This window comes from Pseudomonas sp. GW821-FHT03E01 (assembly GCF_059420765.1).
The window spans coordinates 181,041-196,449 of record NZ_JBWKUI010000005.1; the positions used below are offsets into that span (position 1 = coordinate 181,041).

General features: G+C 63.2%; 2 protein-coding genes (1 of these 2 running past the window's edge). Both read right to left on the bottom strand.

Annotation, left to right across the window (positions count from 1 at the left end):
• Positions 1–3,234: a non-ribosomal peptide synthetase gene (locus AC07VO_RS10520; RefSeq protein ID WP_457326787.1), complete on the bottom strand. Its 3,234-nt coding sequence runs from the start codon at positions 3,232–3,234 to the stop codon at positions 1–3.
• Positions 3,231–15,409: the 3' portion of a non-ribosomal peptide synthetase gene (locus AC07VO_RS10525; protein ID WP_086945108.1), read on the bottom strand. Its footprint extends 1,348 nt past the window's final position; only the last 12,179 of its 13,527 coding nucleotides appear in the window; its start codon lies off the right edge, out of view — the gene reads right to left on this strand; the stop codon is at positions 3,231–3,233. The genes AC07VO_RS10520 and AC07VO_RS10525 overlap by 4 nt, the downstream gene beginning before the upstream one ends.

The following is a 15,409-nucleotide window of genomic DNA, read 5'->3' on the forward strand; positions in this document are numbered from 1 at the left end:
TCAACCGTTTTGTGCAGCCTTGGCGTTTTGCAGGTGCCGGGCTTTTTCGGTGAGCAACGCTTTTTCTTCGGGGCTCATGTTGTCCAGACGCAACCGCGCCTGGGCGATTTTCTCCAACTGACCCGGACTGCTTTCCCGGGAGCGCAACGCCGCCGCCAGCCCCGCCACGGTCGGATGGTCAAACACCACGCCCGGCTGGATTTCGCACTGCAACAACTTGCGAATGCCGGCCACCAGTTTGATCACCAGCAAGGAATGGCCCCCAGCGGCGAAAAAGTCCCGGTCGATGCCCAGACGCTCAACCCCCAGTAACTGCGCCATGCGCGTCACCAGCAATTGCTCAAGAGCATCGCGGGGTTGCATGCCTTCATCGTCAGCCGAGGTGGACGCGAGTTGTTGCAAGGCCTTGCGGTCAACCTTGCCGTTGGCCAGTCGCGGGAAGCTGTCGATCAACTGCAAGTGCTGCGGCAGCATCACACTGGGCAGACGCAGCGCCAGTTCGTCGCGAACGGCATCGAGCAAAGTCGCCGAAGGCGCCTGATGCGGCACGATGAACGCGAGCATCCCGTCTTGCGCGGACGGCCCCGGCAACACCAGTGCTTGCGCGACCTGCGGCACACGCAGTAACTCGGCTTCGATCTCTGCCAGTTCGATACGGAAACCCCGTACCTTGATTTGCTGATCGCGCCGACCGTGCAACGCAATCGCCAGATCCGGGCGATAGCGGGCCAGGTCGCCGGTGCGGTACAGGCGCTCCTGCGGATTGAACGGGCTCTGGATGAACACTTGCGAATCGGCCTCGACATTCACGTAGCCGCGACACAACTGCGCGCCGCCGAGGTACAACTCGCCCAGCACACCGACCGGCGCCAGTTGCCGGTTATCGTCGAGTACAAACACCTGATTGTTGCCCAACACCCGGGACAGAACGCCGGCGTCAGGCACCGCCGCCTCCAGATCCAGCGGATGAACCAGCACGCCGACCGTGGCCTCGGTCGGGCCGTAGTGATTGAACACCCGGCAATCACTGCGCAAACCGGCGATCCGTTGCACCAATGCCTGGGCAATCGGCTCGCCACCCAGCACCAGCGTGCGCGGCAGTTGCGCGCGTTCGCTGTCGAGCAGCGCGGCCAGGTGCGACGGAACGATCTTCAGGCAATCGATGGCTTGCCGTTGCAGGAAGTCGGCAAACAAATTGCCGTCCTGCATTTGCTCATCGCTGGCCACATGCAGTGCGGCGCCGTTGAACAAGGCGCCGAACAGCGCCGTGTTGCCCAGGTCCGCCGCCACCGTGGAGGTGAAGCCGAACTGCTGGCATTGATCCAGCCCCAGGGCCTGGCTGACGTGAGCGGTGTAATTAAGTAATTGCCTATGCTCGATGACCACGCCTTTCGGCATACCGGTGGAGCCGGAGGTGAACAGCACATACGCCGCCTGATCGCCCTGTGTATCGTGGGTGATGGCCGACGTGCTCGCCGGGGCCGATTGCAGCACACGATCCACGGTCGCCAGAGGCAACGGATAATCGTGCCATTGCGCGATGTGCCCGGCGTCGACCAGCAGCAACGCAGCGCCGGCCTGTTCCAGCATCAAGGCTTGACGGGCTTGCGGCCATTGCGGGTCCAGCGGCAGGTACGCGGCGCCGATGCGCCACGCCGCGAGCATGGCGATCACCAGCTCCGCCGAGCGTGGCAAGGCCAGCGCGACGATAGCCCCCGGCGCCATGCCCTGGGCTTTTAATGCCTGGGCCAACACCTCGACCTTCGTCTGCAACTGCCCGTAACTCAGGCGTCGATCGCCGTCAGTCAAGGCGATGGCTTGCGGCGTGGTCCGGGCCCAGTCGGCAATGCGCTGCGGCAAGAACCGGCTATCGACCCGTGCTCGCGCTGGCGGGTTTATCGACAGCAAGCGCTGTTGTTCGGCGGCTCCCAACACGTTCAGTTGACCGAGTTCGGCGTGAAGATTGGCAACGATGTTTTCGAGCAATACGCGCAGCTGCTCCAGCAACCCTTCCATCGCCTGAACCGAGTAACGGGACGGGGTGTAATGCAGGTGGAACCCGTGGGCGCTGCCCGCCTCGTCCGTTTCCAGTTCAAGCATTAATTCAAACCGTGCTTCGCGCACCGCCAAACGCGGAGTCCATTGCAGATCAGCGGACGTCGCGGCTTGCATGGCCCGGCACACGGCAAAACCATAGGCCGGGCGAGCCGCCGTCGGCGCCAGTTCAGGCGACCAGTATTCCTGCCACGTACGGTGCTCATCCAGGCGCGCCGCCAACTCCGCCACCCAAGTGCTGAATGCTGCATTCGCCGTCAGTGACAGGTTCAGCGGCAGGGTTTTCTCGAACACGCCCACGGCATTACTGAAGTATTGGTAATCTTCGCGACTGTCATGCCGCACCCCGACCAGCACCTGTTGATGCCCGCTGAGCCGACCCAGCAACAGCCACCAGGCCGCTTGCAGCACCACACTCGGCGATTGCTCCAACGCCCCGACCACTTGCTGCAAACCGCTGCGCAGTGCCGGATCGAGCGTGAGCGCCAGCGATTCAGTGGCCGACGACAATCCAGGATTCCCGTTGCGATAGGCCAGCCACGGAGTACTCAAATCGGGATCGGCGCCTTGCAGGTGTTCCTGCCAGTAAGTACGTGCGCCGGCCGCGTCTTCGTCGAGCACCACTTCACTGCGCCATTCCAGGTACTGGGTGAATTCACCGGTCTCTTCGTCGTCCGCCGCCGACTGTTGCCCATAGGCCCGCACCAATTGCTGATACAGCAACCGCACGCCGCTTTGATCGAGGCTGTGCCGGGCCAGGCCCAAGACCAATTTCCATTGATCATCGGCCAGGCGATAGAGCACCGCTTGCGCGCCTTCGGATTCACCGACGACAAAAGCACGTTCCGCCCATTCGCTGAGCTGAGCCTGAATACCGGCCGGGGTATCGACCCGCGCCTGCACGCTCAGCGGGAAGCGCTCCGCCCCCCCGACGAACTGTCGGACACCATGGAATCCCGGCGCCTTGCCCAGCCGCGCAATCAGCATCGGCTGTTGCGCCAGCAAGCGATCCAGTGCGTTTTGCACCCGCTGCGGATCGAGGGCGCCGCTGATCTCGACCTCCAGGAAATGCAGCGCATCACCACAGGCCGGGGCCTTGGGCAACTGCTCCAGCCACCGTTGCTGTTCAGGCGTCAAGGCGTAACCCAGGTCCTGCTGGTCCATCGATACCTCGTTCATGCTCCGGTTTCCTCGGTGTTCATTTCGCGTTCAAGGGCGCTGCGGTCGAACATATCGCCCATGGCCACGACAATCTTGCGCGGGCCTTCGAACGGATCACGGGCATGGGCCACCAGCATGTTGTCGAGCAGGATGGCGTCGCCTTTTTGCCAGTCGAAACGCACCGCGCATTCTTCGTACAAGTCACCGATGCGTTGCATCACTTCGTCTTCGATCGGCGTGCCGTCGCCGTAGAACACGTGGCGCGGCAAGCGGTCCAGGCCGAACATCGACAACAGGTCTTCCCGCACGTCCGGCTCCAGCCAATAGATGTGATGCAGTTGCACCTGGTTGAAGAACGATTTGGCGCCGGTCACCGGGTGACGAATGATGGCCGGCCCTGGGGTGCGGGTTTGCAATTCGTTGTTGTCGAGCCAGCGCCATTCGATGCCACCGGCCCGGCAACGGGCCTCCACCTCAGCACGGTCTTCAGTCTTGAAGAAATGCTGCCAGGACACGTCGAGGTTGTCGGTGAAGGTGCGCACGTAAAGCAGGCCTTTTTCCTCGAACTTGTCCCGCAGGTCCGCCGGCAGTTTTTCGTACATCAACCGGCAATCCACCACTGGAGTCGCACCGCCAATGGACGCGGCTTGCTCGCAATAGAACATCTGCTTGCGCGGCCAGCGATCCTGATGGGAGCTCTCGTTATGGAACAGGATCATCTTGCGTTCCGGGTACGGCGTGGAGCGGTAGGTGTTCTTGCCGCCCTCTTTCTTCGGCAGATCGCCGTACTGGCCGTAAAGCCCTGGCTGGATCGCTTCGGCAAACGCCTCGAAGCCTTGAATGCCATCCAGTTCGAAACCACGGAACAGAATCCCGGCATGCCTGGCGAGTTTTTCTTCGATCAGCGGCCGGTTGTTGTTGATCCACTCGATCAAGTCCAGGTGCGGCTCGTTCGGTTCCAGCAGCAGCGGGAACGGCTGTGGCGCGGCGATCAGCGATTCGCGTATTGGCGCCGGTCGGGCCTTGGCCGCCGGGGCGGCGCCACGCTTGAGGAACTTACCGAGTTTGTCGGCCTTGGGTCCGGGGACGGCAGGCTTGGCGGCCACCGCTAAATTGTCGACTGGCATGCTGATAGCTCCCAATTGAATGTCCTGATCAGCGACGATCTGTTCCAACAGGGCTATCCAGGCCTTCACCAGGTGCTGGATGCGCTCGTGTCCGAACAAGGTTGTGGCGAATTGCCAATTACCCAGCAATTGCCCTGCTTCATCGTCAACGAACAACGCCATGTCGAATTTAGAATGGGTCTCCAGCGCCGGCAGCGATTCCACGCTCAAACCGCCGATGGCCTGGGTGCGTCCCGGCAGGTTGTTCATCACGAACAACACTTGCACCAGCGGGTTCATGCCCTTGTGCCGCGGCACGTCCGAGGCGTCGACGATCATGTCGAACGGCAGGTCCTGATGCTCCAGGGCACTGAGCAGGGATTCCTGGGTCTGGCCCAGGAATCGGGCGAACGGCGTGGTGGCGTCGAACTGCGAACGCAACGGCAAGACGTTGACGAAGAAGCCGATCAACCGTTCAAGCTCCGGCTGTTCACGCCCGGCCACGTCGGCGCCGACCAACACATCCGCAACGCCGCTGATCTGGTGCAACAACACCTGGAACGAGGCCAGCAGCGTGCTGTACAGCGTGACGCCCGCGTCCATCGACAACTGGCGCAAGGCCGTGCTGAGTGGCGTGGTGAGCTGGAACTGCACCGAGTCACCCGCATAGGACGGTGTCAAGCCACGGGGGTTGTCCGATGGCAACTTCAGATGCCCGTCATAGCCCGCGAGCCGCGCTTTCCAGTACTCGGCCTGGCGCGCCAGCACGCCTTGCTGTTCCAGTTCCTGCTGCCACAGCGCGAAGTCGGAATACTGCACCTCCAGCGCCGGCAACGGGGTCAGGTCACCGGCCTTGGTGCGGTGGTAAATCTGCACCAGTTCGTTGACCAGCAAGCCCATCGACCAACCATCGGAAATGATGTGGTGCATCGCATAAAGCATCACATGCTCGGTCGGCCCCAGGTGCAGGATCCGTCCACGCAACAGCGGTGCGTGTTCCATATCAATCGGGGTGCGCGCGTTTTCCAGTGCTGCTTGCGCCACCCATTCTTCCTGGGCACTGCGGGACAGAGCGGACAAATCGATCACCGGGAAATCCAGTTCAACCTGCTCGGCGATCACGGCAATCGGGTCACCTTCATCGTCCTGGGTATACGCGGTACGCAGCACTTCATGGCGGCGCACCACCTCGGCGAAACTGCTGATCAGCCGTTCCACCGACAACTCACCACGCAAACGCGAGGCCATCGGCATGCCATAGGCCGCGGTGCCGCCGGACAATTGCTCGGCGATCCACAAGCGACGCTGCACCAGCGACAACGGTGCGCTGTGCCGGGTGCCATGGGCCTTGAGCACCACACCGTGGCCGTTCGGCTCAGGTGTGCCCTGCTGCCGCGCGATCCACGCCGCGAGGTCCTTGAGTCGCGGATGGCCGAACAGGTCGCGCAGGCTCAACGTACAGGCCGTGAGTTTGCGCAGGCGCGAGACCGCTTGCGTGGCGAGCAGGGAATGCCCGCCCAGTTCGAAAAAGTGATCGTCGCGGCCGACCTGTTGCAGTTCCAGCACGTCCTGCCAGACCGTAGCGATCTGCTGTTCCAGTGCACCTTCAGGCGCGACATAGTCCAACGCCGCCAGATTGGCATCGACGCCCGGCAAGGCCTTGCGATCGATCTTGCCATTCGGGCTCAGGGGCAGGCCTTCGAGGAACAGCACATGGGCCGGAACCATGTAATCCGGCAGGCTGGCCTTCAAGCGTGCCTTGATGTCACCGCGCAACGCCGCCAGCGTGGATGAATCGGCGCTGGCTTGCGCCGGATCGTCGAACACCACGTACGCCACCAATTGCTGACCGATGGCGCCCGGTTGCGCCACCACCAGTGCCTGACGCACCGCAGGAACCCGCAGCAGATGGGTTTCTATTTCACCGAGCTCGATGCGCAATCCACGAATCTTCACTTGATGATCGACCCGCCCGACGTACTCAATCACGCCGTCGGCGCGATAACGCGCGAGGTCGCCGGTACGGTACACGCGGCCACCACCCAGTGGATCGAACGGGTCGGGAATGAAGCGCTCGGCGGTCAATTCCGGGCGCTGGAAGTAGCCCCGTGCGAGCAGCTCACCGCCAATCACCAATTCCCCGACCACACCGACCGGCGCCGGTTGGCCCTGGGTGTCGAGCACATGAATCGCCCGGCCGCCCAACGCCCGGCCAATCGGCATGGTCACCGGCAACGGGTCGCGGCCGGACACGTAGTCGCTGCAATCGAACAGCGTGGCGCTGACCGTGGCTTCGGTCGGGCCGTAGGTGTTCAGCAGGCGCACATGGCCCAGCCCGGCCTGGCCCCAGGCGGCAACACCTTCCGGCGGCATGGCTTCGCCACCGACGATCACCTGGCGCAACGCACCATAGTCACGATAACCCGCCGCCGCGAGGTCCTTGGCCAACATATTCCAGTAGGCAGTGGTCAGGTCGCTGACGCTGAACTGCTTGTCGCGCAATTCGCGATACCAGGTCTCGCTGTCCCAGATATCCGGCCCGCGCAGCACCACCGAGGCACCGCAAATCAGTGCCGGGTAAAGCTGCTCGACAAAGGCATCGAAGTTGAACGTGGCAAATTGCAGCGAGCGGTCCTGCGGCGTGAGGCCGAGGAAATCCAGGGCCACCCGGGCATGACGGGTCAGCGCCGATTGAGTGATGCCAACGCCTTTCGGGCGCCCGGTGGAGCCCGAGGTGAACATCACATACGCCAGGTTTTGCGGGCCGCTGCGCTGCGGCAGATTGTCGGTCCGGGTCGGGTAATCCAGTTGATCCAGGCTCAGGACGGTCACACCCGCAGCTTCTGGCAACTTCGGCACGAGGTGGCTTTGGGTCAACAGCACACGCAGACCACTGTCCTCGATCATCGCGCCCAGTCGCTCGGCCGGGTACTCCGGGTCCAGCGGCACGTAGGCGCCACCGGCCTTGAGCACCGCCAGCAGGCTAATGATCATCTGCGTCGAACGCTCGACCGCAATGCCCACCAGCACTTCGGGGCCGACGCCGTGTTGCAGCAGCACGCGGGCCAATTGGTTGGCCTGGGCATTGAGCTGGGCATAACTCAGGCGTTGCTCGTCGAAAATCAACGCCAGCGCGTGCGGCGTGCGTTCGGCTTGCCGTTCAAACAAACGCTGCACGCACACGTCATCGACCGGCAGCGCCAGCGGCTCGCGCACAGCGGTCGAGACCAGGGCCAGATCGCCCACGGCACTGGCGGCAGGTGCCTCGACCATCTGCAACAGCAGGTGCGCGAGATGCCCGGCCAGTTGTTCAATCGCGGCGTCATCGAACTGCTGACGATCGAAACTCAGTTGAAACGACAACTCAGCGCCGAGGTTTACCGACAGGGTCAACGGGTAATTGGTTTGCTCGAAGTTACCCACTTCGCCGAAGCGCAGATCTTGCGGTGCGCCCTGTTGCAGGGCTTCGGAGATCGGGTAGTTCTCGAACACCAGAATGTTGTCGAACAGGGCTTCGCCGCCCTGCCCGGCCCAACGCTGGATGTCGAACAGCGCGGTGTGTTCTTGCTCACGCAAGGCCAGGTTCTGCGCCTGCACCTGTTGCAACCACTGCGCCAACGGCTGTTCGGCCCGTGGGCTGGCGACCACCGGCAAGGTGTTGATGAACAGGCCGATCTGCTGTTCGACCCCGGCCAATTGCGCCGGACGTCCGGACACCGTGGCACCGAAGCTGACTGTGTCCAGCCCGGTATAGCGTTGCAACAGCAGCAACCAGGCGGCTTGCACCAGGGTGTTGAGGGTGACTTTCTGTTCCCGTGCAAACGTGTTGAGCCCGGCGGTCTGCGCCAGGTCCAGGGTCAGGAAATGCTCGCCCTGGGCGGCGTTGGCCGCTTCGCTGCCGGTCCACACCAGCGCTTTGGCCAACCGGGTCGGCTCATCGAACCCGGCCAACTGGCCTTTCCAGAAACCTTCGGTGACCTGCGCGTCCTGTTGCGTCAGCCATTCGATGTAGTCGCGATAACGCCCCGCCGTGTTCGCCGGCACCTGGCCGCTGTAGCGTTGCAGCACTTCCCCGAGCAGCTGCGAATTGCTCCAGCCGTCCATCAAGATGTGATGGCTGGTGTAGATCAGGTGAAAACGCGCGGTGTCGAGACGCACCACCGTCAGGTTCAGCAACGGTGCGGCGGCAAGGTCAAAACCCTGCTGGCGCTGTGCGGCCGCCAGTTCGCTGAGCGCCAGGGCCACATCGCTGTGGTCGCGCCAGTCATGGAAGGTGAACGGCACGGCCAGTTGCTTGTGAATCACCTGCAACGGACGCTTGAACTCGCCGTCCCAGACAAAACTACTGCGCAGCACATCGTGCGCATCCATTGCCGCTTGCCAGGCCTCGCGGAAACGCTCGACGTTCAAGCCTTCGACATCCACGCACAGCTGATTGATGTAATCGCCGGCCTGCTGCTCGTAGAGGGTGTGGAACAGCATGCCTTGCTGCATCGGTGACAGCGGGTAAATGTCTTCGACCTGGCGTGGCGTCACGGGCAATGAATCAAGCTGGCGTTGCGTCAACCCGGCCAGCGGGAAGTCCGACGGTGTCAGGCCCTGATGCCGAGCCTCACAGCAGTGCTCGATCAACAGCCCCAGTTCCCGCGCATAAGCCTGCGCCAATCGCTCGATGGTCGACGGATCGAACATCTGCCCGCTGAACGTCCAGCCAATACTCAATTCGCCGCCATACACCCGGCCATTGAGGGTCAGCCAGTTGTCCAGCGGTGCCAGCGGACTTTGCTCCGCGCCCGCCGATTCGCTGGCCGGGGTGAACAGTGCGCCCGCCTCGTCGCCGAACCCGGCATCGAACTGGCCGAGGTAGTTGAAGGTAATGCGCGGCACGGGCAAGGCTTGCAGCATTTGCCGGGTACTGTCGTTGCCCAGGTAGCGCAGCGCGCCAAAGCCCAGGCCTTTATCGGGGATCGCCCGCAGTTGCTCCTTGATCGTCTTGATCGAGTCTTGCGGCGTGCTCGCCGGGGTCAGCCGAACCGGGAACAGACTGGTGAACCAACCCACGCTGCGGCTCAAATCGAGTTCGTCGAACAGCGCCTCGCGACCGTGGCCTTCGAGCTGGATCAGGGTCGAGGCTTCACCCGTCCAGTCCGCAATCACCCGCGCCAGCGCCGTCAGCAACAGGTCGTTGACCTGCGTGCGATAGGCCGCCGGCGCCTCCTGCAACAGCTGGCGAGTCTGCTGTTTGTCCAGACGGGTCTGCACATGCAAGGCGTGGCGATTGTGCAACTCGCCCTGGGGTCGATCGCAGGGCAAGTCATTGCGTGAACCCTGCAACTGCTCTTGCCAGAACCTCAGCTGAGCCTGCATCGCCGGGCTGTCGGCATGTTGTTGCAAGCGTCGCGCCCAGGCCTGGGTGGCGCTGGTCTTGGCCGGCAATGTGAGCGTTTGGCCCGCCTGCAACTGCTCGCAGGCCTGTTGCAGGTCTTCGAGCAGAATCCGCCAGGACACGCCGTCGACCACCAGGTGATGGATCACCAGCAACAGTCGCTGACTGCCATCGGCCATGTTCGCCAGCACCGCGCGCAGCAGATTACCGTTCGCCAGTTCGAGGCTGCGCTGTGCCTGTTCGCCCAACTGTTCGAGTGCCGCCGCATCAGCAACGTCGGCGGTCCACAGCAGCGGCGACTGTTGCCAGAGCGCCTGTTGCTCGGCCAGGGAGCGATGCTGCGCGGTCCATTTATTACCCTGACGGGTGAAGGCCAGACGCAACGCGTCGTGATGGCTGACCAGCGCCTGCAACGCCCGCTCCAGGTGTTCGGCGTGCAGTGGTTTGGCGGACTTGAGCAGCACCGACTGGTTCCAGTGGTGCGGCTCGGCCATCTCGCGTTCAAAGAACAACTGCTGGAATGGCAGCAACGGCGTATCGCCAGTGACCGGGCCCTGGTCGATGCGCAAGTCGCTGTCGCCGACCTTCGCCACCGCCGCGAGGCTTTGCACGTTCTGGTGCAGGAACAGGTCTTTGGGGCTGAAATGAATCCCCGCCTGACGCGCCCGGCTGACTACCTGGATCGAGATGATCGAATCGCCGCCCAGCTCGAAGAAGTTGTCGCTGATTCCCACCTGCGACCGACCCAGCACGCTTTGCCAGATCTCCACCAGCGCTTGTTCCATAGCGCTGGTCGGGGCGGTGTAAGCCTTGCTGCTGGCCGTGGTGTCGGCCTTGGGCAACGCCTTGCGTTCCAGTTTGCCGTTGGGGCTGACCGGCATTTTTTCCAGCCACAGCCAATGCTGCGGGACCATGTAGTCCGGCAATGTCTGGCTCAGGTGTTCCTTGAGACTGCGCTGCAAGGCGTTGCGAGTTTCATCGTCGGCGTGCAGCAACGCGTCACGGGCCGGCACCACATACGCCACCAGCAGCGTGCCGTCCTGGGCGATGACCACGGTTTCACGGACTTCGGCGTGTTCGGCCAGGCGCGCTTCGATCTCGCCCAATTCGATGCGCAGGCCACGGATTTTCACCTGATGGTCCATGCGCCCGGCGTATTCGATCACCCCGTCGGCGCGATAACGCGCCAGGTCGCCGGTGCGGTACAGACGCTGGCCGTCACCGAACGGGCTGGTCGCGAAGCGATCCGCCGTGAGCGATGGACGACGGTGATAACCCCGGGCCAGGCCTTCGCCGCCCAGGTACAACTCACCAATCACGCCCACCGGCACCGGCGACAACTCGTGATCGAGAATGTAAGTGCCCAGGTTGGCGATCGGCTGGCCGATCGGCACGCTGTCGCGCCCTTCGTCGACGCACGTCCAGTGCGTGACGTCGATGGCCGCTTCGGTCGGGCCGTAGAGGTTGTACAGCCCGGCATTCGGCAGCTTGGCAAACACTTGCTGCTGCGCGTCCACTGGCAGGGCTTCGCCGCTGCAGACAATCCGGGTCAGGCTGCGGCACTGGCCCACCGCAGGGTCTTGCAGGAACGCCTGCAACATCGACGGTACGAAGTGCAGCGTGGTGATGCGTTGCGCGGTGATCAGTTCGATCAACTGCGCCGGATCACGATGAATACCCGGCGCGGCCACCACCAGGGTCGAACCGGTCAGCAGCGGCCAGAAGAACTCCCAGACCGACACGTCGAAACTGAACGGGGTCTTTTGCAGCACGCTGTCCGTGGCGTCGAGCCGATAGGCCTGTTGCATCCAGCACAGACGATTGATCAGTGCCGAATGACGGTTGCCCGCGCCTTTGGGTTTGCCGGTGGAGCCCGAGGTGTAGATCACATAGGCAAGGTTTTCCCCGTCGAGATCAACGCCAGGGTTGGCATCGCTGCGGCCTTCCAGCCAGTCGCCGTCCTGATCCAGCACCAGGCTGCGAATGCCGGCCGGAATCGGCAATTGCTCAAGCAAATGGCTCTGGGTCAGCAGCAACTGGATGCCGCTGTCTTCAAACATGTAGGCCAAACGTTCCTGTGGGTATTCCGGGTCCAACGGCAAATAGGCACCGCCCGCCTTGAGAATCGCCAGCAGGCCCACGACCATTTCCACCGACCGCTCGACCGCGATGCCCACCAGCACATCCGGGCCGACGCCCTGCTCGATCAGCACGTGAGCCAGTTGGTTGGCGCGGCCATTGAGTTCGGCGTAGCTCAAGCGTTGCTCGGCAAACACCAGCGCACACGCCTGCGGGGTTTTACCGACCTGCTCTTCGATCAGCGCCTGCACGCTGCGATGCAACGGGTAGTCGACAGCGGTGGCGTTCCAACCGGCGACCGTCAATTGCCGCTCGCGGTCATCGAGCAACGCCAATTGCCCGACCGGACGGTGGATGTCCTCGACCAGGCCCTGCAACAGATTCAGCCAGTGCCGGCCCATGCGCTCGATGGTCGATGGCTCGAACAAATCAGTGGCGTAGGTCAGTGACGCGTGCAGGCCTTGCGGGTTATCACTGGTGTCCAGGGTCAGGTCGAACTGCGCGGTGCGGTGTTCCCAACTGAGGTTTGCCAGCTCGATGCCCGGCAACGATTCGGCCAGCGTTGAGGCCGCTTCGCTGCGATGGTTGAACATCGCCTGGAACAGCGGGCTATGGCTCAGGTTGCGTTGCGGTTGCAGCGCATCGACCAGTTGCTCGAACGGCAGGTCCTGATGCATCTGCGCCGCCATGGCCGTCTGCTTCACCTGTTGCAGCAATTGCGCGCCCGTCAGCTGGCCGTCGAACTCGGCGCGCAGCACCTGGGTGTTGACGAAGAAACCGATCAGACGCTCGGTTTCCAGCCGATTACGGTTGGCAATCGGCACGCCGACGCGGATATCGACCTGGCCGCTGTAGCGATGCAGCAAGGTCTGGAACGAGCCGAGCAACAGCATGAACAGCGTGACGTTTTCCCGTCGGGCCAAGGCCTTCAGGGCATTGCTCAGGGATTCGTCGAGGGCAATCGGCAGACGCGCGCCACGAAAACTTTGCTGCGCCGGGCGCGGATGATCCAGTGGCAGCTCCAGCAGCTCCAGCAGCGGCTGTTCGCTGCCGAGTTTTTCGCGCCAGTAGGCCAACTGCCGATCCCGTTCGCCGGCGGCCATCCATTGACGCTGCCACACCGCGTAGTCGGCGTACTGCACCGGCAATGGCGGCAGTGCGGCCGGCCGGCCCTGGCTGAGCGCCGCATACAGGGCCATCAAATCATCGGTCATCACCTGCAACGACCAGGCATCGGAGACGATGTGGTGTAGGGTCAGAATCAGCACGTGATCCTGCTCGCCCACCTGCAGCAGAACGAAGCGCACCAACGAGCCGTCGAGCACATCGAACGGGCGTTGCGTCTCCTGTTCGACGAAGGCCTTGATGCTCGCTTCATCGCTGGCAGCCAGACGTTGCTCGACAAAACTGATGCGGCCTTGCGGGCGGATCACCTGCCAGGTGCGGCCATCTTCCTCGACGAACGCTGTGCGCAAACTTTCGTGGCGCTCCACCAGCGCCTCAAAGCTGCGTTGCAGGGCGTTTTTGTCCAGCGCGCCGCGCATCCGCAGCGCGGTCGGGATGTTGTAGGCGGCGCTGTCGGGGTCCATTTTCCACAGGAACCATTGGCGCTCCTGGGCAAAGGACAGTGCCAGCGGTTGGTCTCGGTCGACCCGGGTCATCGGCGGTGACTGTTCGCCCGGCTCGGCGCCCAGCGCCTGGACGAAATCCTCCAGGGTGCTGTGCTCGAACAGGCTGCGCAACGGCACCTGAATGCCCAGCACCCGACGCACCCGCGACACCACTTGGGTCACCAGCAGGGAGTGCCCGCCCAGCTCGAAGAAGTTGTCGGTCAGGCCCACGCGGTCCAGCTTCAGTACGTCCTGCCAGATGGCGGCGACTTGCTGTTGCCGCTCGCTCTGTGGGGCGACATAACGCGCCTGTAACTGGCTCGCGTCCACCGCTGGCAACGCCTTGCGATTGAGTTTGCCGTTAGGTGTCAGCGGTAGGTTGGCGAGGAACAGCAGATGCGCCGGGACCATGAATTCCGGCAGGCATTCCTTGAGCCGCGCCTTGAGTTCATCGCGCAGACGCAGTTGCTCGTCGGCGGCATCGAGGTCCAGTTGCGGCGCGACCACATAGGCCACCAGTTGCTGGCTGCCCAGGGCTTCCTGCGCCAGCACCGCCACTTCACGGACTGCTGGCTGCTCCAGCAAACGCGCCTCGATTTCACCCAGTTCGATGCGGAAACCGCGGATCTTCACTTGATGGTCGATACGCCCCATGTATTCGAGCACGCCGTCATGACGATGGCGTGCCAGATCGCCGGTACGGTACAGCCGCGCGCCGTTGCCGAACGGGTCGGGCAGGAAGCGCTCGGCGGTCATTGCCGCTCGGTCGTGATACCCACGGGCCAGGCCGTCGCCGCCGATCAGCAGTTCGCCAATCGAGCCCGCCGGGTTCGGTGCCAGGTCATCACCCAAAATGTACAGCGTGGTGTTGGCAATCGGTTTGCCCAGGTACGGCTGGCGCTGCTCGCGGGTCAGCTGCCAGGCCGCCGACCAGATGGTGGTTTCGGTCGGGCCATAAAGGTTCCAGACCTGCCCCGCCAGACCGAGCATGCGTTGGGCCAGGTCATCGGCCAGCGCTTCGCCACCGCAGAGGAATTTACAACCCTGGAGGGTGGGCGCCTGTTCATGGTCGAGCAACATGCGCCAGGTCGACGGCGTGGCTTGCACCACCGTGACTTGCTGTTGCCGGATCATCTCCAGCAGCGCTTGCGGATCCTGGGCGGTGTGCTTGTCCACCAACACCACACCGGCACCGCTGAGCAGCGGGCCGTAGATTTCCAGGCCGAAAATATCGAACGAGAACGTGGTCAGCGACAGCATGCGGTCCTGGGCCTCGATGCCCGGCGCCTTGACCATGCTCACCACGAAGTTCACCAGCGCCTGATGGCGCACCATCACCCCTTTGGGCTTGCCGGTGGAGCCGGAGGTGTAAATCGCATACGCCAGGTGTTCACCGCTGAGCGCTACCTGCGGATCGGCCTCGCTGTAACCGCGAGCGTGCTCGCCTTGCGGGTCGAGCAACAGGGTCTGCACGCCGGCCGGAATCGGCAATTGCCCGATCAAATGCGCCTGGGTCAGCAGCAGTTGCAAGCCACTGTCTTCGATCATGTGCGCCAGACGGTCTTCAGGGTATTGCGGGTCCAGCGGCACGTAGGCACCGCCCGCCTTGAGAATCGCCAACAGCCCGATCAGCATTTCCAGGCTGCGGTCGATGGCGATACCGACCAACTGATCCGGGCCGACGCCCCGTTCGATCAGCCGATGGGCCAACTGGTTGGCCTGGCGATTGAGTTGTGCATAACTCAGGGATTGCCCGTCGAACACCAACGCCGTGGCCTCTGGCGTGCGCATCGCCTGGGCTTCGATCAATTGATGAATGCAACGGTCAGTCGGGTATTCGGCGGCGCTGCGGTTCCAGTCGACCAGCACCTGCTGTTGTTCGGTTTCGTCGAGCAGACCTAGTTCGCCTACACGCTGCTGCGGATCGGCAACGATGCTGCCCAACAGGTTTTGCCAATGCCGTGCCAGACGCTCGATGGTCGCGCCGTCAAACAGGTCGGTGGCATAGGTCA